This is a genomic window from Acinetobacter sp. Tol 5 (assembly GCF_019702905.1).
Taxonomy (GTDB): Bacteria; Pseudomonadota; Gammaproteobacteria; order Pseudomonadales; family Moraxellaceae; genus Acinetobacter; species Acinetobacter bereziniae.
Genome location: NZ_AP024708.1, coordinates 2,982,994 through 3,009,043 on the forward strand (window position 1 = coordinate 2,982,994; position 26,050 = coordinate 3,009,043).

Below are 26,050 nucleotides of genomic sequence, written 5' to 3' on the forward strand. Positions count from 1 at the left end.
AGGTTCGGTTTATTTTTCAAGCAATAAAATAATTTTTGTGTTTTTTCAATATTACAGTTATGCCCTATTTTTAATATGCTTAGCATTTTTTTAACTATACTTTCTCTATAATTATTACTCATACTCACATAAATGAGAAATACATCACAAAATAAACCTTCTTACTATAAAAAAAATTGATTCAGCAGGTTCTTCTATATTAAATATCAATAAAAGCAATTGTTACTTTGTCGCGTTTTCCCTAAAATACACCATTATTAATTAGAACCATATTTTTAGGTAGCTGACGCCATGACCTTTGTTGTCACTGAAAATTGTATTAAGTGTAAATATCAAGACTGCGTAGAAGTATGTCCAGTAGACTGTTTTTATGAAGGTCCGAATTTCCTTGTGATTAGCCCAGACGAATGTATTGACTGTGCATTATGTGAACCTGAGTGCCCTGCAAATGCAATTTTCTCAGAAGATGAATTACCTGAAGGTCAAGAAGTCTTTATTGAATTAAACGCTGAACTTTCACAAAAATGGCCGAACATTACCCAAATTGGCGATCAACCCGAAGATCGTGAAGAATGGAATGGTAAGCCAGACAAATTACAGTATTTAGAAAAATAAGTATTGTTCTAAAAGATCAGCTTAGGCTGATCTTTTTTGCATTTAAATATGTAATTTATACATTTATTTGCAATTTATTCATAATACCCAACCTAAACTAGACTAGAATACTCCGTTACTTGCTTTAGCTAATATTGAGAATGAAATTTATTTTGAAAGGTCTACTTGCTGTCGGTGTTACTACAATGATTCTGGCCGGATGTACATCTTCCCCTCAAAAGAATCCAACAATTAGCACACCACATGGTCAACGTATTTATATTCCTGAAGAAAAAATTACGATTGAACGACCCATCCCACAAAAAACCATGCCCGCCTCTTATCGTCAATGGTTAATGTATGGTGACAACCAGTCTCGTGCGCGTGGTTATGAACGTTTTCTTGAACAAAACAATGCAGGAAATATTATTCCAAGTTTTGAATTATTTAAAACTGCACGGGATTGGGAAAAATGCGGTAAATCAGAATATATGATTCCAAGTCGAGAGCTATGGAATAATCAATTACCGACATTGAAAGTGTTCAAATATCTGGTTGCATCCAAAGTTTTAACAGACTTTACAGTTACTTCAGTTTATCGTGACCTACCATTGAATCAATGTGCGGGTGGCGCTGGTTCTTCACGTCATTTATTTAATTCAGCCATCGATTTTCGTATAGGTCCTGAAAACCCTCAACCTGAAGATTATGCTTATATTGAACACACCAAGTTTAAACTGTGTCAATTTTGGGCACAGTATGGTCAGAACTTAAACATGGGCTTAGGTCTATATGCTTCAGGACAAATCCATATTGATACTCAAGGTTATCGGACTTGGGGACCTGACTTGACCCGTAATAGCTCAATGTGTAATTTTTAAGTCAAGATTCAATTTAAAAGAGATCGATAAGATCTCTTTTTTTATGACCAAGTATTTGATCATAAATGAAGCTTATGTTTCTGTATGAACTTTAAAAACTAGGTGATCAATTCGTTTTTGTGCTTTTAGGTTCTAGATGGTTACCCTACCGTGGGGTGACATGGATGTCGCCGTTGGGTGGAGGTATTTAAACTTTGAATGCAAGCTGTGGCATTGCAAGCTTCTTTACAAGCAAATAATTTATTCTTACAGGGAATTGATTTAATTAAAAGAGATTATATTCTTGCGTCTGAGTTTTTGACAGGTTGACTATATTTTAGACCAAAACACCTTTAAATAAAAACGCCCAATGAAATTCATCGGGCGTTTTTTGAAATAAACAAAGTCTATTTCATTTCAATCAACATAGTTTAAACCTAGTCAATTGCAGGCGTATATGTACCATCAGCGATTGCTGCTTTGATACGATCTGCTTCTTCCAATACCAAAGCAAGAAGATTCTTCACGTTATCTAAAGTTGCAACTGGGCTTAAAGTGGTCATTTTCAAAGATTGAACCTGCCCCACTTTAGTCACACCAATATTGGCTTCACCACGTGCAAATAATTCATCTGCAACGTTTTGATTCAATGTATCCAGTAATTCCACAGGGTAATTCTCTGGAACGACACGGAACAACACCGATGCAAATTGTGGATCAACCAGCATTTCCAAACCAGCAGTAGCATTGATGTAATCTGCCACTTCGCGAGTAAGTTTAACGCCATGATCAATCATTGAACCATAAAGCTCTTCACCTAGGTTTTCGATGGTCATCCACAATTTTAACGCATCGAAACGACGCGTTGTTTGTAGAGACTTCGAAACAAGGTTTGGTACGCCATGTTCTTCATCATAAGCCGAATTTAAATATTCAGCTTCATAATGCATGAAACGATAGTTCGCTTCATCTTTCAACAAGAACGCGCCACATGAAATGCTTTGGAAATAGTGCTTATGGAAATCCAAGGTGATTGAATCAGACAATTCAATACCATCAAGCATTGATCGATAGTCATTTGATAAGATCAGTGCACCACCCCATGCTGCATCGATATGCATCCACGCGCCATATTTATTAGTGATTTCACGGATTTTTTTCAATGGATCAATCGCACCAGCGTCGGTTGTCCCAGCAGTCGCAACAACACAAGCAACAATTTTGCCTTCAGCCTGCAAATGCGCCATAGTTTTTTCTAGCGCATCGACATCCATCTGTGCATTTTCATTGACAGGTACAGTCACAACTGACTGAAAGCCCATGCCCATCATCGCCATGTTCTTTTGGACAGAGAAATGTGCATTTTCAGAGCAAATCACTTTGACATTACGCATCGCTTCGTTTGGAACACCGTCACGTTGAACAGACCAAGGACGACCATCCTCATCTTTCCAATTCTTGGCAATGCACCAGTCACGCGCCAACAGTACACCCATCAAATTAGACTGTGTACCGCCAGAAGTGAACACCCCTGCTTGACCTGCACCATAACCTACTTTTTGACGCAACCAATCGATTAATTGAACTTCCATCAATGAGCCTGCCGGGCTTTGATCCCAAGAGTCCATTGACTGGTTTGTGGCATTAATCAGCACTTCAGCAATTTGACTGGTCACCATCGTTGGACAGTGCAAATGTGCTAAAGAATGTGGGTGATGTACTTTTAAACTTTTATTAAGGAAAAGTTCAACCATACGCTCAAGCGACTGGTGAAGTCCTAAACCTTGTTTAGACGGTGCAAAAGAAATCGCTTCACGAAGTTCTTTGATACTTCCGCCTGTGTACATTTTATCGTTTTGCAACCATGCTGCGACTGCTTTAGTCGCCTCAGCCATTGCTGACTCATAGTCAGCAATAGATTGAGCATCATTGCAGAGTAACGCTTTACGATGTTCTGCAAAATCTACCATAAATCAAGCGCCTCGAACTGCAACAAGAGCTTCTGCAACAGCTTTCTTAAAGCGCGCAATTGCATCTTCACACTCTTCTTGAGTAATGATCAACGGACAAAGTAGACGAATCACCGTACCACTGCGACCGCCTTTTTCTAACAATAGCTTATTATTAAAACATGCTGTTTGAATTGCAGCTGCCAATTGTGAATCAGCAGGAAGCGAACCCATATGATCTGCTTGCTTACGCTCATCCACAATTTCAACACCGATCATCAAACCGCGACCACGAACATTACCAATACATGGGAATTCTTGGGCTAATTTTTTCAATTCAGCTTGTAAGAAATCACCACGTTCTTGTGCATTTTTCGCCAGATTTTGCTCTTTGATTGTTTTAATCGTTGCAAGACCAGTACCCATAGCAAGTTGGTTACCACGGAAAGTCCCCGTGTGACCTGCTGGCTGCCAAGCATCAAACTTACGTTTAATCCCTAATACAGCCAATGGTAGGCTACCACCGACTGCTTTTGACATCACCACAACATCAGGTTCAATACCTGCATGTTCAAAGGCAAACATTTTACCTGAACGTGCAAAGCCTGCTTGAACTTCGTCTAAAATCAATACGATATTATGACGTTCAGTCACTTCACGGATTTTTTGCAACCATTTTGCAGGTGCAGACACAACACCACCTTCACCTTGAATCGCTTCAAGGATTACAGCAGCAGGTTTGGTCACACCGCTTTCGACATCTTCAATGAAGTTCTCGAAATAATAGGTAAGGGCATCTACACCTGCTTCACCGCCGATCCCTAGTGGACAACGGTATTCATGCGGATATGGCATAAATTGTACGCCTGGCATTAAGCCATTCACCGCATTTTTAGCAGATAAGTTACCTGTCATCGCTAGTGCACCATGTGTCATACCATGGTAACCACCAGAGAAACTGATCACAGTACTACGACCAGTATATGTTTTTGCCAACTTAATCGCTGCTTCTGTACCATCTGCACCAGATGGACCACAGAACTGTAGACAATACTCTTCTTTTCCACCTGGGAGTTGTTCAAGTAGTGCTTCAGTAAAAGCATCTTTTAAAGGCGTTGTTAAATCTAAAGTATGTAAAGGTAAACCACTTGCTAAAGTGTCTTGAATACTTTTAATCACCGCAGGATGGTTATGGCCTAAAGCCAATGTTCCTGCCCCAGCTAAACAATCGAGGTACTTTGTACCTTCAACATCGGTAACCCAACAACCATGTGCTTCCGCTATCGCTAACGGTAATTTACGTGGATAACTACGAACATTCGATTCCATCTGACTTTGGCGAGTCAAGTAGTATTCGTTTGTGGAAGTGGCAGCAGGATTTACAGAAGTAACGCTCATATCGAATTACCATCTCTGATATGGGTTGAAAGAAATAAGTCGGGTGACTTGTGGTCCTTTGACTCGGTGCTTTATAGAAATCTAGTTAGAGAGCTTTTAATATTCATAACTAGGAGCGCGATAATACAGTTTTTTACAAGAAAATAAATAACTTTTATGTACTTATCTACTCTCCATTTATCGAAAAAAACATTTAGCTCAATCCAGTTCAAGTATTATTATCATACTATGTGACAAAGCAAAGAAAAGTAGACAATTAAAATCACTTTACCTATAAGACACGATCTTATACAAATCCAATAGTCTATAAGTGCGTAAATAATTCATTTTAAAAAATTTTTAAATAAAACATTATTGCAATTTCTATGTAAATTATTACAAATGCACCACAAAATCCGCCATAGTTTTTCCACAAACTACCATTATCATCAAAAACAGATTCAATTTATACAATATATCTTTTGGTCATAAAATTTAATCAAACAATTTTTAAGGATAACTTATGCGTTACTTAGCTTTAACCACTTTACTTCTGGGAACTACACTGAGCACAATGACAATGGCAGCTGATAATGATCCGCTAAACTACAACATCGTAAATGTTCAAGCAGATGCGACACGTCAAGTGTCTAATGATGAAATGCATGCCGTACTGTTTATTGAAAAGACCAACAAACAGCCTGCCGAGCTTTCCGCACAAATCACTCAATTAATGAATCAAGCCATTGCGATCTCTAAAAAATATCCACAAGTTAAAGTCGAAACAGGTTCACAAACCACCTATCCTGTATATGACAATGACAATCAAAAGTTAAAAGATTGGCGTGGTCGTGCTGAAATCCAAATCGAAAGTAAAGACTTTAAAGCAGCAAGCCAACTAATCAATGAATTGCAAAACAGCTTCCAAACCCAGTCAATTAATTTCACAGTGTCTGATGAACAACGTAAAAAAGTTGAAAATGAATTAATGGTTGAAGCTTCGAAAAACTTCCAGCAACGTGCACAAATTTTAACGCAAGCATGGAACAAATCGTCTTATAACTTGGTGAATATCAACATCAATACCAGCAACTCTTATCCACAACCGATTTATGCCGCACGTGCATCTATGGCTAAGTTTGAAGCTGCCGATGCTGGTGGACAAAATATGGCTGCTGGTGAGTCGAAGATCACAGTAAATGCCAATGGTTCTATCCAGTTTAAATAATCTCGTTGATTTAACTTTAAATCAGATTCATAGAAAAATCAGATTTATAGAAACCGTGCTTAGGCACGGTTTTTAAGTCTTTATGCCTAACAATTTGATTGTTTATTACAAATTCCACTTATTTTAACCAAACCATAGTTTTAAATGATAATCATCATGATTTAAAAATAACATTGAACAGATTAAGATACGCACAATTCCAAATTTTTAAGCGCATATGAATATTTCGATTCACAACACACGCTGTCACTCAGCGTTCAAACCAAGCCCTCTGAGTCTTGCGATTGCAGTTTCATTCAGTTTTATATCCGTAGCATCTTATGCAGAGGATATCCAAGAAGATACGCCAAAAGCACTTAAAACAATTACTGTTCAAGCCGAAGGAAATTGGCTTGAAGAGGCCAATGCTGAAAAAGTGCATAAACATGCTGGCGCTCGTAGCATCGTTGATCGTAAAAAAATGGATGAATCTGCGGTGACCTCCATTCGTGATGCACTCAAGCAAGTTCCTGGTGTACAAGTTCAAGACATTAATGGTACTGGTGGTAGTGATGTATCACTCAATTTAGGTGTACGCGGTCTCACCTCTCGTCTCTCGCCACGCTCTACAGTTTTGATGGATGGTGTTCCATTATCTTTTGCACCTTATGGACAACCACAATTATCTATGGCACCTGTGTCAATGGGTAATATTGAATCTATTGATGTTGTTCGTGGTGCAGGTACAGTTCGCTTCGGACCTCAAAATGTCGGAGGCATCATCAACTTCAATACACGTGCAATTCCTGAAAAATTATCAGGTTCTGTTGGCTTAACAACTGAGTTTGCTACAGGAACAGACCAACTGAAGTACAGCCCAAACCTATTTGTTGGCGGAACAATGGAGAATGGTTTAGGGCTTGCCTTACTCTATTCTGGAACCAAAGGGAATGGTTATCGTGAAGCCAATAATGACATTGATATTGATGATGTGATGTTGAAATCTTCATATCAGTTTAATGACCAAGATGCTTTGGCGGTCAATCTGCATCATTATGAAGGTCGCGGTGAAATGCCTGAGGGTTTAACCACCGCTGACTATGCAAAAAATCCTTACCAATCCAATCAATTTCGAAATTATTTTGCAGGTCGACGTTCTGATGTTTCTGTGAAATATAGCCATAAAGACGAACTGAATAATTTTGAAATCTTAGGCTACTATGTCGATTCTTTCCGTACCAGTGATCTAGAGTCTGCCATTGAAGGTACTGCAAATAGTCGAATCAGCAACTCTCCACGTGATTATAAATACTTTGGAGTTGAACCACGTTATTCACGTGCCTATAGCTTGGGTAATATGAATAATGAGGTGACTGTAGGCTATCGTTATTTACAAGAAGACAGTTCTGAATTTTCAGGCCGTACAACACCATATAACACGGCAACAGGTATACCAGGCGAACGTTTAGCCAATACAATCAGTGATGGTGGAACCAAAGCCCATGCGCTCTATATAGATAACCGTTTTGGATTAGGCGCGTTCACCATTACCCCAGGTGTACGTTTTGAATCGATTAAAACACATAATAATTATAGCGCTTATCAAAGTGGAAAATTCATCAATACAGTACATCCAAAAATTAAATCGGATGAATTTCTACCAAGCTTAGCATTGCAATACAATTTCAATGATCAATGGAATATCTTTGCCAATGCTGCTGTTTCCTTTGGTCCTCAACAATATAATCAGTTAGCAAAAGTTGATGCAGGACAAGCCGTTACGACACTAGATGGATTACACCCTGAAAAATCTAATAACTATGAAATTGGTACCAAATACCTTGGCAATGGTTTAAACGCAGAACTCACTGTATTCTACTTGGACTTTGACAAAGAACTGATATTAGAACGTCCTGATAATATTGGTACAGGGATCTGGACCAATCTAGGTGCAACCAGTCATAAAGGTATAGAGTTGGGCTTAAATTACGATTTTGGGCATCTCTATGACATGCTTGAAGGTCTGAAAGTCTATAGTAATTATACCTTTACCAAAGCTGTCTCAGAGGCTGGAAAATTTGAAGGCAAAGATCTCCCTTACTATTCCCGTCATGTAGGGAATTTAGGACTAGGCTATACATTTGACAAATGGTCGGTCAATGCTGATATGTTTGCTCAATCTAAACAACATGCACCTGGCTCAGGCAATATTTATCAAACTGTAGAAAGTGCAGATGGTCGTATCGGGGATATACCTGGATATTCGACTTTTGCTGTGCGTACAGGCTATGATTTTGGTGAAGATTTTTATGGTTTAAAAATCGCAGCTGGTATTAAAAATGTATTTGATAAAGAATATTTTACTCGTTCCTCTGATTCAACAGGTGGAAAGTATGTAGGGCAACCACGCACTTTCTATTTGCAAACTTCAGTTAATTTCTAATCAGGTTGGCAAATCAGTTTAGAATTTCAAATTGTTTTTAATTTAAGCACAAATCTCAAAACATGAGATTTGTGCTTTTTTAATTACTTTTATTCGAATATCTTTTATGATTGTTTTCTTAAAATAAGTTAGAACTTCTATAATGGAATACGAAACAATACTGCTGAGTTTGGGGTTCTTTGCGTTTTGCGCGGGTTTAATTGATGCTGCCGTGGGTGGTGGTGGATTAGTACTCCTACCTGCGTTAATGCATGCTTTTCCAACGCGAAGTTTAGCCACTGTTTTTGGAACCAATAAAATTATTGCTATGGCAGGTACAGTGTCATCTGCATTTGCTTACTTTAAGAAAGTTACGATCAATTGGAAACTTATCTTGCCGACCATGTTGGCAGCATTTATATTTTCATTCTTCGGTGCGATGTCTGTTTCCTTAATTCCAAAAGAATTGATGCGCTATATCGTATTCTTTTTGCTTATCTTGATTGCAATCTACACTTTTGCCAAAAAAGATTTAGGTAAGATACACACAGTTTTACAAACTGGAAAAAAAGAAATTGCACTTGGTCTATTTTTTGGTGCATTGATTGGTTTTTATGATGGAATTTTTGGACCAGGTACAGGTAGCTTCTTGCTGTTTTTGTTTGTTAAAGTATTTGCTTTTGATTTTCTAAATGCCTCAGCTTCTGCAAAATTGGTCAATGTTGCCACCAATATTTCCGCAATGTTTTTCTTTATTCCCGCAGGGCATATTTTATGGATGGCAGGAATTATTTTAGCCGTATGTAATGTACTCGGCTCTCTCGCAGGAACCGCCCTCGCCTTTAAATATGGGAGTGGTTTTATTCGAATTTTCTTTCTGATTCTTTTGATCTTTCTAATTGGACGGATGGGATATGATTTATTTTTCTAATCCAAACCAACCATTCAGATCTGCGTTTAGATCGGTTCCCGATGTAAAATAATAGCGTTATAGCCATAATCTAAACTTGAACACCCGACATCAAGCCTATACCCCTTTTGAGGGTTTTGCTCAAAGGCGACACTCCATAAAAAATTTGGATCTTGTTCAAAGATATAACAAAGCTCAATACAAGAGATATGATTAAATGCATGATATCGGATTGAGTTTAATTCACCATTGCTTAAATCCAAGGCAGAAAATTGCTGAATATACTGTTCTCCAAATTGCACCAAATCTGTAACCAAAGGTTCAGCAAGTTTTAAAAAGTCAAACTGTTGCTCAGGAAATATCTCGGCATATTCATTTGGAATCAATACATCAACCCATTGATTTTCAATGCTGGCAAACCAGTGCTGGAATTCAGAGACATACTGAAAATCTTGAAGTTTAGGAAATTTAATCATTCACCTCTCACACAGTGCTTACAACACAATTAAAACTTACTCAAAATCAGGGCGTGCCCATCGTTCACTCATATGCCAATTAATGATATCAATCGTTGGATCAGTTTCTAGAAATTCATTTTCATCTTCTAATGCCTCTTCATTCAACTGATATAAGTCAGCTTGTAAATCCTGACAAAACTGTTGGAGTAAGTCATCAATCGAATTGGCAACCAAAATCCCCACGTTATAATCATGATCAATAAAAATGACCTGCCCACTGACACCTAAAGCTGTCGGTGCTAAGTCCAAATATAAACCAGTTCTTCCACCGTCATGTGCAAACTGAATCCAATCTCGATGATAAGCATTACTTGGGTTAATTTGCGGATCGGCATGTGCTAACACAAAAAGCTCATCCACTAGGTCTGCAAGCTCTAGTCGTCTATTTTCAATTGTGGAAAGAGATAAAAACGCCATACCATAAAACAAACTTCCAAGGTTCTCTTCTTCATTCATACCATTATGCCAACGGTAGAGTGCTTTAAAATCTTCTGGCAATGTTCTTGAAATCTGATGTTCAAAGCCTTCAATCTCGACACTGTTTGCCGCAGGATTCAATGATTGCTTGGCAATTTGTAGCGCATGCTGTTCTAACCAGCTTTGTATATCTTCTAATTGTTTGTGAATCATTTTCATTATTCGCGGAAATAACCTTTGACTAGAGTTTACTCAAAAAAATCAAACAATGACAATAAAAAAGCCACTCAAAAGTGGCTTCATATTAAAGCATTCATTATTTTTTAAATGGAAAAGCATATTTCACGATACGTCCGAGTACCTGACCATACTGCTTAAACAAACTGGCATTGTTGTAGTTCAAACCATATTTTTTACATACGGCTTCCACTTTAGGTGCCATTTTACGATAACGGCGCGCAGGTACTTCTGGAAATAAATGATGCTCAATCTGATGGCTCAAATGCCCTGTTAAAATATGGAATGCTTCAGACCCTGTGAGATTTGAAGAACCCCGAATCTGACGCATATACCAATGACCACGGCTTTCATCCTGTAAAACAGTCTTAGGAAAAACTTCAACATCTTTGGTAAAGTGACCACAAAAAATGATACTAAATGTCCAAATATTACGAACACCATTTGCCACTAAATTACCAGTAAATACTGGCAAAGCAGCTGGACCAGCAATCAAAGGAAAAAAAAGATAATCTTTAAAAAACTGCTTACCGATTTTTTTCTGTGTTGGTTTCCATTCTTCTTTAAATTGCGCCCATGTTTTTCGCTTATAGATTAATCTTCCGATTTCAAGGTTTTGGATCGCAACCCCCCATTGAAACAATAAACAGAAAGGAATTGCGTATAAAGGCTGAAGCAGAAAACCCGGCTTCCAACGTTGTTCTGGAAAAAGGCGTAGCAAGCCATAACCAATGTCATCATCCATGCCTTTAATATTGGTATAGGTATGATGTTTATAGTTATGGGTTTGACGCCAATTGTCAGACGTCCCCACAATATCCCATTCGTAAGTTGTTCCTTTAAAACGTGGATCATTCATCCAATCATATTGCCCATGCATGACATTATGACCAAGTTCCATATTTTCCATGATCTTTGCAAAGCTGAGTAAACCTGTCCCTAATAACCACGCGGGTGGAAACCAACCTGCAAACAAACAGGCACGTCCTAAAATACTGCTATAGCGAATAGCGGCATATACTTTTTTGATGTATTTGGCATCTTTCTCGCCAATATCATCCAGCACTTCTTGCTTAATCGCATCCAACTCTCGTGCAAGTTCATCCAACTCAGTCTGACTCAGTTCACGATTTTTGGTATTTTTAAAATATTGAATTTTAACTGGCATATTCATGGTAAAACTCGCTTAAATATCAATGACTAAATCAGTCTGAGCTGTATTTACACAGATTCTCAGTAAATTATTTGGTTCCGCATTCTCTTGACCATTTACCAAGTTTTGCGTTGCGCCCTGCACTTTGTTACATGCACATTTATTGCAGATTCCCATTCGACAGCCATGTTCTGGTTTAACATTTTGCTGTTCTAGACCGACTAAAATTGCCTGCCCTTTTGGAATTGCTATCACTTTATTGGATTTAGTTAAAGTAACATTTACAAAGCCTATATCATCTGATTTTACAGGGCTCAAACTAAATGCCTCACTTCTAAATTGTTTGGCATTTTCAAACAACTGTTCTGCTGTTGCGACAAAACCTGATGGTCCACAGGCATAGACTGTACTCAGTTCTAAGTTTTTAATCAGGTAGAGATACTCTGTATTCAAACGTGTATCCGCTGGTGCTTCTTGTGTATAAAATACATCGAATTTAAATTGCGGATATTGCTGTGACAATTGTTCAAAATATTGCTGAAACACCACATCACTTTGCTTTTTAACCCAATACAGTAGATGTACAGGCTGTTGATCCATTTGATGTTTGGATAATAAAGCCTGAATCAAACTGTACATCGGTGTGATGCCACTACCCGCTGCCAATAAAATCAGTGGATGTACCGTTTCAGGAAGCAGCATATCGCCATAAGGTTGACCAAACTCAATGATGTCACCGATTTGGATATGATCAATCAACCATTGACTAACAACACCTTTTTCAACTTTTTTTACAGTAAGCAAGACATGTTGTTGATCCAGTTGTGTCAGACTATATGTACGCTCATAGCGTCGACCGTTGACTTCAACCACGACTGGATGATGTTGACCTGCCTGCCCCATTTTAAAATGACGATTCGTTTTAATTTTTAGACTTACAGTGTCTGCAGCTGATTGTTTCTTTTCAACAATTTCCCCTAAAGCTTGTTGAACAGACCACAAAGGATTAATTTTTTGTAGCCAAAAATTGGCAGTATCATTCCCCAATACCATATCAAATATAGACGTTACAGGAGATTTTTGCTTTTCAATAGCGTGCATGTTGAGCTCACCATCTGAGTGAATTTTAATTATTATACACATGTATATATATTTGTATATATAACCGTATTGTATCTAGACATTTCACTTATGTAATCGCAACCGCTATAATGAAAAATATTTTAAAGATTTGATAATTTATGAATCCAACGTCAGCATTACCTCAGAACGCCTCTTCTGTTCAAGATCAAATTCATGAGCTTGAAAAAGTTTCTGTACGTACCGTTGGACGCAAAGCAACCATTACCAAAGAAGAATTATTCCAAGCAGCATTAAATTTAATTGGTCCACAAAAAAGTATTTCTTCACTGAGCTTAAGAGAAGTTGCTCGTGAAGCCGGGATTGCGCCGAATAGCTTTTATCGACACTTTAAAGACATCGATGAATTGGCGATTGAATTAATTGATCGTTCAGGTGTGGTATTGCGTCAAATTTTGCATGAAGCACGCATCAAGGCCGTAAGACAAAGCAGCATTATTCGTAGTTCTGTAGAAGTTTTTATTGAACAATTAGATGCCGATGAAGGTAATCTAAGCTTATTACTGCGTGAAGGCTATACTGGATCAAAACAATATAAATTGGCTGTTGAAAAACAGTTAAATTACTTTCAACAAGAATTACAGGAAGACTTGATTCGAATTGAGCGAATTAATCACAGTAAACTGACTCATCCTGATTTAGTGGCTAAAGCCATTACACAGTTGGTCTTTAATATGGGTGCGAATGTGATTGATTTGCCAGCCGCTGAACGCAAGGAAGTTGCGGAGCAAACCATGATTATGATTCGGATGTTACTTGAAGGCTCTCGTCATCTGGATGAAGCACAAATTAAATAATCCCTTTACTTCAACGACCTCATACCATTATAAGCATCCAATAATGAGCAAAAATCAACAAAATATCCGCGTAGGTATACTTGGTGTGACAGGTAGAATGGGACAAATGCTTGTTCAAGCATCTATTCAAGCTGGATTACACATTACGGTTGCGACAGGCAGAGCCGGAAGTCCATGTATTGGTCAAGAACTCGGTACATATTTCAATAGAGACTCCTTAGATGTCATCATTACTGAAGACTTAGCAGCAGTTATTCAAAATTGTGATGTGGTGATTGATTTCACCACAGCTGAAGCTTTGTATCATCACCTTGAAACCTGTCAACAAGCAAACAAACCAATCATTATTGGTATTACAGGTCTATCTGAAGCATTGAATCAGCGTATTGTAGAAGCAGCTCAAACGATCACTGTTGTACATTCAGGTAATTATTCCATAGGCGTCAATTTATCAGTCGACTTGGTACGTGTAGCAGCACAATTACTCGGGAATGGTTTTGAAGCTGAGATTATTGAAGCCCACCACCGTCATAAAATAGATGCCCCATCAGGGACAGCCTTGATGTACGCTGATGCAATTTCCGAAGTAAGGCAGACATCTCTCTCTGATTTAGCCGTTTATCAACGCTTTGGCAATCAAGCTGAACGAGATCCTCAAAGTATTGGATTACAAGCAATTCGGGGAGGAGATATCGTGGGTGAACACAGCACGATTTTTTTTGGTCATGGTGAGCAAGTTGAAATCAAACATATTGCATCCAATCGCATGAATTTTGCTACGGGTGCTGTTCGCGCAGCAGTGTGGAGCATGACTCAACCATCTGGTTTATATGATATGAAAGATGTCATCAATTTTCATCCAGATTAGCATTTCAATGCCAACTCACTTTTAATTTCCATCTAGAGCTTTCATTGAGAACTCAAGCCATTTAAATCTTTATGCCGGAATAACTTTAATTACTTAGCAATAGTGAAAGAATATATTTCATTCAATATTGATGCAAAATATTTCACATAGAATTAAGATTCATATATAAAAATAGTTGTTGTCGTCCAAAGCTAGAGCGGTTTAAATTTAGTTGCGGTTTTTATGACCCATACATCAATTGTATAATTGAGCCAAATTCACATGAAAATGTTAAATGATCGTCAAAGCATTATTGCAAGTTATTTGCTTATGCTGATCTTTTTGTCTTTACTCATTCCACTACATTTACTCGCATCTTTTTTTGCAGGATTTGTTGTTTTTGAAATCATTAACAGTCTAGGTACGGTCACGGAAAAATATATTGATGGTCAACGAGCACGACTGACCATCAGTATTGTACTCGCGATCATTATTATTTCTCTGATTGTATTGAGCATCACCGGTCTTATCAGTTTTGTGCAACATGATTTGCAAGGTGCTGGAATCCATGCCATTAGCGATCAAGTAGATCAAACACTACAAAAACTGCAACTTGAAGTTGCCCAGTATTTCCCAAGTTTTATTCCCTATTCTTTAACTGAATTAAAAGATCAAACCTTTGATCTAATTAAAGATAATTTATCAACTTTAAAAAATACTGGAACTGGTTTTTTACATAACTTAGCCACGATGCTCATCGGGATGATTGTCGGAATACTGGTTTCATTAAATCGCCTACATCCGCAACCTGACCAACCTGCATTTAAACGAGCCATGATCACTCGGATTGAAAATCTTTCCAGCTCTTTTAAGAATGTAGTTTTTGCTCAATTTAAAATCTCATTGATTAATACTTTCTTATTTTTGCTGTTCTCACACCTACTGCTCCCTGCTTTTGGTGTACAGTTGCCCTTTGCCAATACCTTAGTGATTCTGACATTTATTTTTGGGCTTATTCCAATCGTTGGGAATTTACTCTCCAATACGATTATTGTGATTGCAGGCTTGACCATTTCAGTGTCTACAGCCGGTATTGCACTGCTCTATTTGATCTTTATTCATAAACTTGAATATTTTATCAATGCAAAAATTATTGGAACCAAAATCCATGCAGCATCGTGGGAAGTATTATTGGCAATGCTGGTTTTTGAATCTCTTTTCGGACTTGCAGGCTTAATTATTGCACCTGTTTTCTATGCTTATCTCAAACTTGAGCTTAAACAAGCTGAAATGATTTAAGTGGAATGCAAAGTAAAACCTTATTCATTCAAAAGACGCTTTAAAGCGTCTTTTTTTCAGGTTTGATTTAGTCGTTTTCAAGCAACTATTCCCAAACAATCTCTTGCTTTTGTTGCGCCCAATTATCCAGAAATGGTGCATAACGGCTTTCAATCTTATTACGTTTAATCTTCATTGTCGGTGTGAGCAAATCATTTTCCATAGTCCATGGCTCATTGACAATCACAAAGAAACTCAGCTTTTCATGTGGCTCAAGCTCTTCGTTGATTGTCGTCCTTAAAGTTTTTAGCGTATTTTCAATATCATCTTTTTGTCCATTCTCCTTTAAATGAAGCCTTATATCCTCTGCCAACATGATAAAAGCAACAGGCTGTGGTTGGCTCGAACCACCCACACATACAGACTCAATTAAAGCATTGTTACCCAATTTCTGTTCTGTCGGAACAGGCATGACATATTTTCCTTTAGAGGTTTTAAAAATGTCTTTAATCCGCCCTGTGATTTTTAAACGCCCTTGTTGATCAATTTCGCCCAAATCTCCCGTACGTAAAAATCCATCTGCAGTGATATCTTCTGCTGTCTTTTCTGGATTTTTATAATACCCCAACATGGTTCCTGGGCTTTTTACTAAAATTTCGCCATTTTCATCGATTTTACATTCTACCTTCGGTTGCACATGCCCAACATAGCCCATGGCAAACTGTCCTACTCGTGTGACATGCGAATAGCCACAGTTTTCAGTCATTCCATAGACTTCGAGCAATTCCAAGCCTAAATTCCTGTACCACATTAAGATATCAATCGGTAAAGGTGCTGCTGCTGTAAAAGCATAACGCACATGATTTAATCCCAATTTAGTTAATAATTTCTTTTTGAGTAAATTGCCTACTAGCGGAATTTTGAACAAAACTTTTTGGACATGTAGAGGAATTTTTTCATTAATTCCTAAATAAAATTTTGTCCAAAGCCGTGGAACTGAAAAGAATAAGGTAGGTTTAGCACGATTTAAATCTTCTATAAACGTTTCTAGCGAATTTGCAAAATAAACAGTGAATCCACACACCATCAGCGAGGTTTCAATAAAAATACGTTCAGCCACATGAGCCAGTGGTAAATAAGATAATGCTCGGTCATTCTCATTGACTTGATAGATGGTTTTAAGTTCCCGTGCACCTGCCAAAATCGTTCCAAAGCTTTGCATTACCCCCTTGGGTGCACCGGTACTTCCCGAGGTATAGACGATGGTTGCCAATGTATTTTTATCTGGTAAAGCTGGGTCTTGCAGCGGTTCAGTCGTCTGAACAATCTCATTCCATGAGGGTGCACTATACTCAGGTGATAAATTTAGCGTGATACATAGCAAACCTTGTGGAATGACGGGTTTGACTTCATTCCAACTGTCTGCTTTGCCGTCAAGCTTTCCAATAAACAATAATTTTGCTTCGCTGTGATTAAGTACATAGGTCGCACCTTCAGCATTTAATGTCGGATAAAGTGGTACAGAGACATAGCCAGCCATCCAAATCGCTAAATCTGCCATGATCCAGTTTGCGCTATTTTTTCCATAAATCGCAATCGCACTTTGTTCAGGTAATCCCAAGGATTGCAGGTAAGCAGCCATTCGTCGAACTTGTGATGCAACTTCAGACCATGTATAAGACACCACCTCCCCATTGGCAAGCGGCTGAACAAATGCCTGTTTTTGCGGTAGATGTTTTTCCCAGTGAAGTAAATAATGCACATGGGTATCATGAAACTCAACAAAATCCTTGTTTTCCATATCGTTTCTTCCATTTATTGTAAATTTTTATCTCTGGTAGAGGCTTTCAGCTTTAAATCTAATTGATGAATATGTGAAAAAAATATTGGATGAAAAAGTGACAATGTACAAACAAACTTCAATCCATATTCAATCCTTGAAACGGAAAGCACTTTATTTTAATAGCATAAAATGAATTGAGATGTATATATAAATTCGCTAATTATTTACGGTTGATACTGGCTCAATGATAGCCCCTTACTCAAACATGATATCTCACTGATAAAATATCAAGTGCTACAATTAAGCTAGCACATTGTGTTTTAATTTTTGGTCACAATCATACCAATCAATATGATTCACTTAATATAAATCAAATAAGCTTTGCTTTTTCTATCAGCCAATTTTACTTATCGTCGCTATCGCGGTTGGCGATATGGATATCCCCTTTGACTGACGAAAGATTTTTGTTACTTTTCATCTCTGAAAAGTAAAGTATCGCCTACGCGAATCAATTTAAACTTTAGATGTAAAGCGTGGCATTGCAAACTTTATATCATCAAGCAATATATTGATTTTATCGGTCTAAAAATTATATTTACTGTATGATTTTTTAATAGACTCGCTATATTATGCAAGTTTTCTTTAATGGTATCACTCAAAAGAAAAACAGAATGTATTTACTTAAAACTTATTCACCAGGAAACAATTCATCAATGCATTGATCCTATAAATCTCCATGAATAGATACAAAAAAGCTCCCGAAGGAGCTTTTTTAATACAACAATTAGAAATCGAATTAAGGTTTAACCACGACCAATACTTGAATGGCTTCTGGTGTTACAGATAAACCGTCCAATAAAGCTAAACCTTCTTTCTGAAATTTCTGTAAACGTTGAATTTCATCAGTACGAATACTTGGATTAAATTGTTTTAAATAGCTCAAACGATCAATTTCATATTGCCATTTACTACCGTAAATCTCTTTCGCTTGTTCTTTAAGTTGTGGTAATGCACCTTTTGCAATATCAAGCGCTTGAGCATAACGCTGCTCAATCACTTCACGACGAGCTTTAACCACTTGGCGACAGCTATTACTATCTAAATGATGCAAATACGGCTTAATGATTTCTGGATCAAGCTTCGCGGTAATGTCCTGACCTGTTTCAGTCAATAGAACACGAATCAATTGCGTCGGTAAACTTGATGGAAGATTCAAAGCTTTTGGTGCAATCACATCTACTTTAAACCAAACCTCTAACAAGATCGTCCCTTGTTTAAGCGCATTGGTTTTAAGAATTGCAACATTGGTACTGCCAAAAGATTGAGTACGAATGATTTCCATCACACTTTCAGTGAAAGGATGCTCCAGTGTTAAATATTGCGCATCTTCACGAATCTGTGCCTGATCACGATAGAATGTCGCAGTCATGCCTTCTTCATCAATATCCAAACCTTGCACTTGCATCTGGTCTGTCGGTTTAATGATGACAGTACCGTTACTTTGCTCATCGAAATCAATATTGGTCGATGCCATAAAACGCTTCATGAACATCGGCAATAAAGTGTTGTCATCATAGTCTTCTAATGCAGTGACAATCTCCTGCGCCACGATCGGACGGCATGAATTGTACTCTAACAGACGGTCACGACCATCTTGCAACTCTGCTTCAAGCGCTTGACGCTGTACATTGACCGCTTCAAGCAAGTCTTCGAAAGCCTGTCCTTTATCTGCCAATAAACATTCTTTTAAATCAACAATAAAGTTTTCTTGCAGCGTTTGCGCTGTTGGCGAAATATTACTGAAAATATTGAGTGCTTCATTATACCAACGGAACATACGCTCTTGTGCAGTACCAATCAGATAAGGTACATGAATCTGAATACGATTTTCTTGTCCAATACGATCCAAACGTCCAATACGCTGCTCTAATACATCAGGATTTGCAGGCAAGTCGAAAAGTATCAGATCCGAAGCAAACTGGAAATTACGTCCTTCCGAACCAATTTCAGAACACAGTAAAATCTGTGCACCATAAGAATCTTCAGCAAAGTAAGCCGCAGCTTGGTCACGTTCCAACAAGCTCATACCTTCATGGAACATTGCTGTACGAATCCCTGCATGGATACGTAACGCATTTTCAAGCGCTTCAACGACTGGACCACTACGTGCAATCAACAACACTTTTTTATGCTTTAAATCTGAACGCAAACGCTCCATGAGCCATGTTACACGTGGATCAGTTTCCATCCATGCGCCATCAAGCTGTCCTTCTTCCGGCCACATTTGCTCACGTAATTTACCATCTTTAGACCAGTTCTCAGGTGCTGGCAAAGCTGCTGGCTGGCAATCACGTCCAGGGAAACCTTGAATCGCTTCTCGTGTATTACGGAATAAAATACGACCTGTACCATGACGATCTAAAAGTTCATGAATGGCACGGAAACGGTGTTCAGGTTGATCTTCAATTGGATGACCCAATAGTTTTTCAACTGCTGCCAAATGCTCGGCTTCAAGAGGTAAATCCGACATCAATACTTCAGCGATTTTCGCAGTATGATGATATTGCTCTTCTTCATCCAAGAAGCGATCAAGTGAACTAAAACGTTGTGGATCAAGTAAACGTAAACGCGCAAAATGGCTTTCTACACCCAACTGCTCAGGTGTTGCAGTAAGAAGCAATACACCTTCTGTCTTTTCAGCAAGCTCTTCAACCAAATCGTAACGATCGTTGCCACCCTCTTCCTCACTCCACATCAAGTGATGAGCTTCATCGACAACCAGCAAATCAAAACCTGCTTCAATCGCTTGTTCACGCAAGTCATCATGGTCGATCATCAAGTCTACAGAAGCAATAATACATTGTTCAGTCAAGAATGGATTGAGTTCAGGATCGTGTTCTTTGATCGAAGCTGTACGAGTCAAATCAAACAGTGAGAAATTTAAATTGAAACGGCGACGCATCTCAATCATCCACTGATATTGCAGTGAATCTGGCACCAAAATCAAAATACGTTCAGAACGACCTGTTTTAAGCTGTTGATGAATGATCAATCCCGCTTCAATGGTTTTTCCTAGACCAACTTCATCAGCCAATAACACACGTGGGGCAAAGCGTTTACCCACTTCATGTGCAATATAGAGTTGGTGAGGAATCAACCCAACTCGTGCGCCAACCAAGCCACGTAAAGGAGAGGTTTGCATATTGGCTTGCATCTGCATTGCCTCAATACGCAAGTCATACCATTCTTTATAATCAATTTGGCTCGCCAATAAACGTTCTAAAGGCTTAGACAATTGAATTTGCGCACCAATACGCGTTTCATTCAATGCCTTTTTCTCTTGCTCACCATTGTCCAAGGTACGAATCACGTTATAACGAATCACACCATTGCGGTCATCAGAGGATTCGACAATCCATTTAATCCCTTCTTGATCTTGAACTTCATCATTAACATTGAAAACAATACGAGATAGAGGTGCATTATTACGTGCATAGACACGAGTTTCGTCACTTTTCGGAAAAAGAATACTGATTGAACGTTCATCGACATCAATCAATACACCTAAACCTAACTCAGTTTCTGTGTCCGATAACCAACGTTGACCTATAGCAAATTGTTGCAATTTTTCCACCTTTATCTCATGTTAGGGCTGAAACATGGTTGCTCAAATCAGGAGAATATTTGAACAAAGTTTACACCCATTACGCAATACTTTTTGACATAAAGCTCATTAAATTTTGAGCGACTTAATTTCAACTTAAAAATTTTGACTAAAACGGAACTGGACAATCAAATTGTACAAGCTCCTCTGTTTTAGGATGATGAAAACTGAGTTGTTGTGCATGTAGACATAATCTTGGCATAAGCTGCTGCTGTTCTACGGTTGCATATAAAGTATCACCAATAATGGGATGACCTAAATATTGCATATGTACACGTAACTGATGTGACCGTCCTGTAATCGGTGTTAATTGCACCCGAGTTACAGCCTGTTCTTGAATATGAAAATGCTCGATTGCTTTCCAGTGTGTTAAAGCTGGCTTGTTATGTGCAGGATCTACAATATGTAAAGGAGGATGTTCGGGATCATACACCACAGGCATATCTACAGTACCCTCACCATCTAAGGTTCCTGCAACAACGGCTTGATAAATTTTAGCGGTTTGGCGCTCTTGAAACTGCCGCGAAATGGTTTTCTGTCCCCATTTGCTTAACCCAAAAACTAAAATACCAGAGGTATCGCGATCTAAACGATGAATGAGTAAAGTCTTGGCTTCGATTTTTAATAATCTACTGATCACACAATCTTGTAAATCTGCTGTTTTTCCAGGAACAGTGAGTATGCCTGCTGGCTTATCAATCACCATAAAATCATCATCACGATGTATCAGGTGTTCGGTTAGAAAATTACTCAAAGTTCAGTTCCAATGATCACGCAAACAAGCAGGCAATTCTAAGAATCTTGGACTAAAAATACAATCAAAATTATCTGATTTATTCGATTATTCTAAAGAAACAATAATAAATCGTACAATTATGCAAAAATCATCTGAAATTCTTTAAAGCAATCATGCGTCAAGATACTTTTTGCCAATCTATTTGTCTCAAATACAGTAAAATCATTAAAAAAATAATTTTTAGCTTATTTTTTGGTAGCTTAAAATCTTAACACTGATTTTCTTAAATGCTATAAACAGAAGCATCGTTAGAAAAGAGTAAAGTATGAATAAATTCAATAATAAGTTTACATTGTCAATTTGCCTATTTTCTGCATTTGTAATGACAGGTTGTGCGACCTCTACCCTTCTAAAAAAAGATAATGGAGTTCGGACGCACAGTGTCAAACATGTTTTAACTTCGGACAATGTAGTCGCCTTTGGTAAACCCGTTTCTGGTCTTTCAGATCTCCCTGCTGACAGTATCGTCATTGCTGGGCAAAAAAATAATTATGTATTAACTCAAGGTGGTACACGATTTGCCAAAGTCATTACAGGGCTTGACCCAAAACTGATCCAAATTGATAGAGAACTTACCTTTTATTCAGCAAAGAATGATGGTGAGTTTGCAGGAACGCTTCCGTTGCGCTATATCAAACTTTCTGAAGATGTGACCAAGCAAGACCGTGAGTTTTTCATTGAAAATGGTGCGGAAGAATGTACAACCTCAAGTGACCAACGATTAAAAGCACAACGTTTCTGCTTTAATATTGCCTTGTCAGGTCGTATTTATCCACCTGCTTCAAACATTGCATCCCTAAAAGCATTAAGCAAACCCTATCAAGTCAGTATTTATACAACTGAACAGGTAACAGATTACTCAAAAGCAGGAAGTAAAACAGCAGATAAATTGGTGCTTTTCCCATTCGCAGTCGCTTTTGATGTCGTCACTTTACCGTTCCAAGCGATACATAAAATTTTTGATTGAACTTTATCATAAACCATAACTTTGATCGTGTTCTTGTAAGTGATAGGTCTGATAAAAAACTAAATTTTCGTTCTCAGTGAAAATTTAGTTTTTTGTGGCTGGCAAAATTCTATAAAAACCCCACTAAAATTTGAGCTTTACACATAGCAATCCAGATGCACTCCCCCCCAATTTAATATATTTTTCAAAACGTGGCTGGCTCAAATAAACCAATTTAACACTTGAGCTTCGAGTCAACTCCAATCTTAGAATCAAATTTAACTCAATCAACAAAGAGGTTGTTTTATGCAGATTCTATATAGCAAAGGGTACATGTTATTAAGCATAAGTTTTATTTTATTGGCGCTGTTAATCACGACTTCCATCATGCCCACTAAACATGTTCGTATAGAAACCAAAATCGTGATCAATAAGCCCATTGAACAGGTGTGGGCACAATTTAAATGTGTTGATGCTTATTCAAAATGGAATACTTTATTCAATATAGAAAAATTCCCAACACAAGTTGGACAACAGATCAAGGTTGATTTATACGATGAGAATGGAAAAGTAAAAATTCAAATGCAACCCGTTGTGCTCAGCTTAGAAAACTATCATCTTGAATGGGAAGGAAAATTGTATGTCAATGGATTGTTTAATGGTCGTCATCAATTCATTTTTCAGTCATTGGATGAGAATACAACTGAACTTATTCAAGCTGAAGATTTCAAAGGGCTTCTTATTCCATTTTTAAATCGAGCGGTCATTCAACCAACATTACTCAATTTCAGAAAAATGAATGTATCATTTAAGACTTATGTTGAAACTTATAACTTAGATTCAAATCCATGTTCCGACACTGTTAACGAGAAAAAATAAAATGAATATTAGTCAATTTTCAAAAAAGCATGGCGTATCTCCGGATACGCTACGCTTTTACGAGGAATTAAAAATACTTGTCCCAGATCGATTGAAAAATGGTTATAGAAACTATCAAGCGCATCACGAACAGCAGATCAAATCTATTATTGCGCTAAAAAGCATTGGTTTTAGCTTAATAGAAATCAAAAATATCCTTGAGTTAAGTCAACAGCCTGCATCTGAAAACTGCAATATACTTTCCAACCAACTCATTGATGAAAAACAAGCTTTGATTCACCAACAAATACAATTGCTCGAATATGGAAAAAACACCTTGGATCATCTCAAACAATATATCAAGGAGAATAGCTTTATTGAAAATCAGCACAATATTGAAGAAATGATCGAAAACTTATATCAGTTGAGTAAACAGGCGAAAGCGCAATAACGTCATCATGTAAACACTTAACTTTTGCTAAAAACAAAGTATCAGTTAAAGATTGACTATATTTATAGTCAAACCGCCTGATTATTCATACACATGATTCGATTTCAATCATACATAACCGATGCGCTTTATACTTTTATACAAATTATTAGAAGCTTTTAGAGATTCATTTATTTTTCACTTTTGAATAATCGATGATCTTTCTATCATGAGATGAAATGGATGTTGTCATGTTAAGCGGGTGTATATGAGCAAAAACCAAGCACCGCTTTGGTTGCAGCGCAAGACTACCGTTAAACAAAAATTGCTTGAGCAAAGTAAAGCATCGCATCGTATCGCCTACGTAAAACGATTTAAACTTTAGATGTAAACGGTGGCAATGAAAGTTTTTATATGATTAAACAATAAATTCATCGCATTGATTCTATTGATTAAGAGAAATATATTTTACCCTATGAATTTCTTAACAGATTAACTATCTGACTATCCATCTAGCCATCTAGCCATCTAGATTGAATGATGAAATCTAGATAACAACGGCAACTCATCTCAGTTTTATTGAAAATTTGGATTCATGCTATTTGCAACAATTAATTACAACGCTTTGGATACTTTGCTTTGGCAAAAAATTAAATACGTTTCTATCCATTAAAGATAAATATTTGTTTCAATATGGATTAAAGTCAGTAAATAATTTTTGAAGAAGCATAAAATCAGAGACAAAACTGATTGAAATCGGATATATTTTCACCAAACCTGAGTCATTTGGTAAAAGTTTAAACAAATTCACAAAGTACCTGTTGTAAAAAACAACAGATTCTTTATAATTCACTCAAACAGACAAGTCTGTCTATTTAGCTGAAATAAAATCGAATGACATGTGCATTCAGAGGGTAAAAGAAATAAATATAAGAAGACGCTTAAGCATCTCATCATCTTAACGTTGATTGTGAATGCAATAAGCGTTAAGTACATAAGAAACTTATCAGCAAAGCGCGATAGCATAAAGTTATCGCGCTTTTTTATTTTAATATTCGACAGTGAAGCTTGAACATAAATTTATGCATAAGCTTCAATTCGACATAAACTGCCCTGCGAATATTCAATATTAAGAAGCGACTGCCAATTCCATTTGGATCAAAGTTTCTACTCTTTTCCAATAATCATCTAAACTCACTTGCTTGGGATCAATTTGAGCTTGAATCGTCATTCCATCAAGGATACTCGACAAAAAACCTGCCATTTGAACATCTTGTTTGATGCCTAAATGACGTAGAGCATGACTCAAATGCCCTTTTAACCATTCCTTATAATCAATTGCTGGTTGCAATGATGAAGGATATATTTTTGAAATTTCTTCAACTGCTTTTTGGAACATACAACCATTAAAATCTGCTGAATGAAACCAAGCGTTGTACCACACAAAAATAGCTCTAATATGAGATAAATAATCGTCAGGATCACACTCGGCTATTGCAGCACCTAGTGATTGTTGCAAATTATGATTTCTAGTCACTAAACACTCTTCAATCAATTTCGCTTTAGATGGGAAATACTTATAAAACGTCATTTTTGCAACGCCAGACTCACTAATAATCCGGTCTATACCAATAGAATTATAGCTATAAGAATTAAAGAGTTTCAGCGCTGTATTAATGATGTCCTCTTTTTTTGACATTTATTTTTACCCAACGTATAAAAATTTAAGATTAAAATTAAGGCATTAGCTTATAAGAGCAGCACATATATAGGCGTTACTTCACGATATGATAGGAATTATATCTTAAATTTGCAACAACATAGATTTTTTGCACAAAACAATCTTGAACAAAGGACAAGTGTCTGA

The 26,050-nt window shown here is 37.4% G+C and carries 21 protein-coding genes; 11 read left to right on the forward strand and 10 right to left on the reverse strand.

All coding sequences use genetic code 11. The features are described 5' to 3' along the window. The first annotated feature begins 291 nt into the window (after positions 1 to 291). Both fdxA and TOL5_RS13885 read left to right on the forward strand, forming a co-directional pair. Positions 292 to 615, forward strand: a complete 324-nt coding sequence (gene fdxA / locus TOL5_RS13880) for a ferredoxin FdxA (RefSeq protein ID WP_221260408.1) — start codon at positions 292 to 294, stop codon at positions 613 to 615. Positions 616 to 755: 140 nt separating this feature from the next. Continuing rightward, positions 756 to 1,475: a D-Ala-D-Ala carboxypeptidase family metallohydrolase gene (locus TOL5_RS13885; RefSeq protein ID WP_005029915.1), complete on the forward strand. Its 720-nt coding sequence runs from the start codon at positions 756 to 758 to the stop codon at positions 1,473 to 1,475. Between the two features lie 416 nt (positions 1,476 to 1,891). On the opposite strand, the gene TOL5_RS13890 is transcribed toward TOL5_RS13885, so the two are convergent. Together TOL5_RS13890 and TOL5_RS13895 are read right to left on the reverse strand one after the other, a co-directional pair. After that, positions 1,892 to 3,424 carry a pyridoxal phosphate-dependent decarboxylase family protein gene (locus TOL5_RS13890; RefSeq protein WP_004831410.1) on the reverse strand — a complete coding sequence of 511 codons (1,533 nt, stop codon included), beginning with the start codon at positions 3,422 to 3,424 and terminating at the stop codon, positions 1,892 to 1,894. 3 nt (positions 3,425 to 3,427) lie between these two features. Continuing rightward, positions 3,428 to 4,801 (reverse strand): diaminobutyrate--2-oxoglutarate transaminase, encoded by a 1,374-nt coding sequence (locus tag TOL5_RS13895; RefSeq protein WP_004831411.1) that lies wholly within the window; start codon positions 4,799 to 4,801, stop codon positions 3,428 to 3,430. A 502-nt stretch (positions 4,802 to 5,303) separates the two neighbouring features. Here TOL5_RS13895 and TOL5_RS13900 point away from each other — a divergent pair. From TOL5_RS13900 to TOL5_RS13910, 3 genes are all read left to right on the forward strand, one after another. Next, entirely contained in the window at positions 5,304 to 6,008 is a 705-nt protein-coding gene (locus tag TOL5_RS13900) for an SIMPL domain-containing protein (protein WP_004831412.1), read from the forward strand. A 217-nt stretch (positions 6,009 to 6,225) separates the two neighbouring features. Then, positions 6,226 to 8,430: a TonB-dependent receptor family protein gene (locus TOL5_RS13905; RefSeq protein WP_221260409.1), complete on the forward strand. Its 2,205-nt coding sequence runs from the start codon at positions 6,226 to 6,228 to the stop codon at positions 8,428 to 8,430. A 142-nt stretch (positions 8,431 to 8,572) separates the two neighbouring features. Next, positions 8,573 to 9,340, forward strand: coding sequence for a sulfite exporter TauE/SafE family protein (locus tag TOL5_RS13910; protein WP_005029922.1), 768 nt, complete (start codon positions 8,573 to 8,575; stop codon positions 9,338 to 9,340). Between the two features lie 26 nt (positions 9,341 to 9,366). Here the strand turns inward: TOL5_RS13910 and TOL5_RS13915 are convergent, their stop codons facing one another. The 4 genes from TOL5_RS13915 to TOL5_RS13930 form a co-directional block, all read right to left on the reverse strand. Next, entirely contained in the window at positions 9,367 to 9,795 is a 429-nt protein-coding gene (locus TOL5_RS13915; protein ID WP_058968370.1) for a hypothetical protein, read from the reverse strand. Positions 9,796 to 9,831: 36 nt separating this feature from the next. Next, positions 9,832 to 10,473, reverse strand: a complete 642-nt coding sequence (locus TOL5_RS13920) for an SMI1/KNR4 family protein (RefSeq protein ID WP_121774783.1) — start codon at positions 10,471 to 10,473, stop codon at positions 9,832 to 9,834. A gap of 97 nt (positions 10,474 to 10,570) precedes the next feature. Beyond that, positions 10,571 to 11,665 (reverse strand): fatty acid desaturase family protein, encoded by a 1,095-nt coding sequence (locus TOL5_RS13925; RefSeq protein WP_004831418.1) that lies wholly within the window; start codon positions 11,663 to 11,665, stop codon positions 10,571 to 10,573. 12 nt (positions 11,666 to 11,677) lie between these two features. After that, positions 11,678 to 12,745: a ferredoxin reductase gene (locus TOL5_RS13930; RefSeq protein ID WP_121774781.1), complete on the reverse strand. Its 1,068-nt coding sequence runs from the start codon at positions 12,743 to 12,745 to the stop codon at positions 11,678 to 11,680. A gap of 140 nt (positions 12,746 to 12,885) precedes the next feature. Here TOL5_RS13930 and fabR point away from each other — a divergent pair, with 140 nt between their 5' ends. The 3 genes from fabR (at position 12,886) to TOL5_RS13945 (ending at position 15,727) form a co-directional block, all read left to right on the forward strand. Continuing rightward, the gene (gene fabR, locus TOL5_RS13935) at positions 12,886 to 13,581 is read left to right on the forward strand and encodes an HTH-type transcriptional repressor FabR (protein WP_005029927.1); all 696 of its coding nucleotides are present in this window, start codon (positions 12,886 to 12,888) and stop codon (positions 13,579 to 13,581) included. A 43-nt stretch (positions 13,582 to 13,624) separates the two neighbouring features. Beyond that, the gene (dapB, locus tag TOL5_RS13940) at positions 13,625 to 14,449 is read left to right on the forward strand and encodes a 4-hydroxy-tetrahydrodipicolinate reductase (RefSeq protein ID WP_121774780.1); all 825 of its coding nucleotides are present in this window, start codon (positions 13,625 to 13,627) and stop codon (positions 14,447 to 14,449) included. Positions 14,450 to 14,710: 261 nt separating this feature from the next. Beyond that, positions 14,711 to 15,727 (forward strand): AI-2E family transporter, encoded by a 1,017-nt coding sequence (locus TOL5_RS13945; RefSeq protein WP_004831423.1) that lies wholly within the window; start codon positions 14,711 to 14,713, stop codon positions 15,725 to 15,727. A gap of 85 nt (positions 15,728 to 15,812) precedes the next feature. Here the strand turns inward: TOL5_RS13945 and TOL5_RS13950 are convergent, their stop codons facing one another. The 3 genes from TOL5_RS13950 to TOL5_RS13960 form a co-directional block, all read right to left on the reverse strand. Next, a complete protein-coding gene (locus tag TOL5_RS13950; protein ID WP_121774779.1) occupies positions 15,813 to 17,507 on the reverse strand; it encodes an AMP-binding protein in 1,695 nt (564 codons plus the stop codon). A 778-nt stretch (positions 17,508 to 18,285) separates the two neighbouring features. Further along, complete coding sequence (gene rapA, locus TOL5_RS13955; RefSeq protein ID WP_151780777.1) at positions 18,286 to 21,123, reverse strand: RNA polymerase-associated protein RapA; 2,838 nt, start codon at positions 21,121 to 21,123, stop codon at positions 18,286 to 18,288. A gap of 139 nt (positions 21,124 to 21,262) precedes the next feature. Further along, the gene (locus TOL5_RS13960; RefSeq protein ID WP_121774777.1) at positions 21,263 to 21,907 is read right to left on the reverse strand and encodes an RluA family pseudouridine synthase; all 645 of its coding nucleotides are present in this window, start codon (positions 21,905 to 21,907) and stop codon (positions 21,263 to 21,265) included. Positions 21,908 to 22,214: 307 nt separating this feature from the next. Between TOL5_RS13960 and TOL5_RS13965 the strand changes: the two genes are divergently transcribed. The 3 genes from TOL5_RS13965 (at position 22,215) to TOL5_RS13975 (ending at position 24,204) form a co-directional block, all read left to right on the forward strand. Next, on the forward strand, positions 22,215 to 22,916 hold the full coding sequence (locus TOL5_RS13965) for a hypothetical protein (RefSeq protein ID WP_004831431.1): 702 nt from the start codon (positions 22,215 to 22,217) through the stop codon (positions 22,914 to 22,916). A 285-nt stretch (positions 22,917 to 23,201) separates the two neighbouring features. Then, positions 23,202 to 23,774, forward strand: coding sequence for an SRPBCC domain-containing protein (locus TOL5_RS13970; protein ID WP_121774776.1), 573 nt, complete (start codon positions 23,202 to 23,204; stop codon positions 23,772 to 23,774). 1 nt (position 23,775) lies between these two features. Continuing rightward, positions 23,776 to 24,204: a MerR family transcriptional regulator gene (locus TOL5_RS13975; RefSeq protein ID WP_121774775.1), complete on the forward strand. Its 429-nt coding sequence runs from the start codon at positions 23,776 to 23,778 to the stop codon at positions 24,202 to 24,204. A 1,108-nt stretch (positions 24,205 to 25,312) separates the two neighbouring features. On the opposite strand, the gene TOL5_RS13980 is transcribed toward TOL5_RS13975, so the two are convergent. Beyond that, positions 25,313 to 25,882, reverse strand: coding sequence for a TetR/AcrR family transcriptional regulator (locus TOL5_RS13980; RefSeq protein WP_005029937.1), 570 nt, complete (start codon positions 25,880 to 25,882; stop codon positions 25,313 to 25,315). Positions 25,883 to 26,050: the final 168 nt, after the last annotated feature.

Bases quoted from the DNA above. Each gene is read 5' to 3' on its own strand.
- dapB (WP_121774780.1), top strand. From the start codon at position 13,625: ATGAGCAAAAATCAACAAAATATCCGCGTAGGTATACTTGGTGTGACA.
- TOL5_RS13945 (WP_004831423.1), top strand. From the start codon at position 14,711: ATGAAAATGTTAAATGATCGTCAAAGCATTATTGCAAGTTATTTGCTT.
- TOL5_RS13950 (WP_121774779.1), bottom strand. From the start codon at position 17,507: ATGGAAAACAAGGATTTTGTTGAGTTTCATGATACCCATGTGCATTAT.
- TOL5_RS13920 (WP_121774783.1), bottom strand. From the start codon at position 10,473: ATGAAAATGATTCACAAACAATTAGAAGATATACAAAGCTGGTTAGAA.
- TOL5_RS13905 (WP_221260409.1), top strand. From the start codon at position 6,226: ATGAATATTTCGATTCACAACACACGCTGTCACTCAGCGTTCAAACCA.
- TOL5_RS13975 (WP_121774775.1), top strand. From the start codon at position 23,776: ATGAATATTAGTCAATTTTCAAAAAAGCATGGCGTATCTCCGGATACG.
- TOL5_RS13965 (WP_004831431.1), top strand. From the start codon at position 22,215: ATGAATAAATTCAATAATAAGTTTACATTGTCAATTTGCCTATTTTCT.
- TOL5_RS13910 (WP_005029922.1), top strand. From the start codon at position 8,573: ATGGAATACGAAACAATACTGCTGAGTTTGGGGTTCTTTGCGTTTTGC.
- TOL5_RS13890 (WP_004831410.1), bottom strand. From the start codon at position 3,424: ATGGTAGATTTTGCAGAACATCGTAAAGCGTTACTCTGCAATGATGCT.
- TOL5_RS13900 (WP_004831412.1), top strand. From the start codon at position 5,304: ATGCGTTACTTAGCTTTAACCACTTTACTTCTGGGAACTACACTGAGC.
- fdxA (WP_221260408.1), top strand. From the start codon at position 292: ATGACCTTTGTTGTCACTGAAAATTGTATTAAGTGTAAATATCAAGAC.
- TOL5_RS13915 (WP_058968370.1), bottom strand. From the start codon at position 9,795: ATGATTAAATTTCCTAAACTTCAAGATTTTCAGTATGTCTCTGAATTC.
- fabR (WP_005029927.1), top strand. From the start codon at position 12,886: ATGAATCCAACGTCAGCATTACCTCAGAACGCCTCTTCTGTTCAAGAT.
- TOL5_RS13980 (WP_005029937.1), bottom strand. From the start codon at position 25,882: ATGTCAAAAAAAGAGGACATCATTAATACAGCGCTGAAACTCTTTAAT.
- TOL5_RS13895 (WP_004831411.1), bottom strand. From the start codon at position 4,801: ATGAGCGTTACTTCTGTAAATCCTGCTGCCACTTCCACAAACGAATAC.
- TOL5_RS13930 (WP_121774781.1), bottom strand. From the start codon at position 12,745: ATGCACGCTATTGAAAAGCAAAAATCTCCTGTAACGTCTATATTTGAT.
- TOL5_RS13925 (WP_004831418.1), bottom strand. From the start codon at position 11,665: ATGAATATGCCAGTTAAAATTCAATATTTTAAAAATACCAAAAATCGT.
- TOL5_RS13970 (WP_121774776.1), top strand. From the start codon at position 23,202: ATGCAGATTCTATATAGCAAAGGGTACATGTTATTAAGCATAAGTTTT.
- TOL5_RS13885 (WP_005029915.1), top strand. From the start codon at position 756: ATGAAATTTATTTTGAAAGGTCTACTTGCTGTCGGTGTTACTACAATG.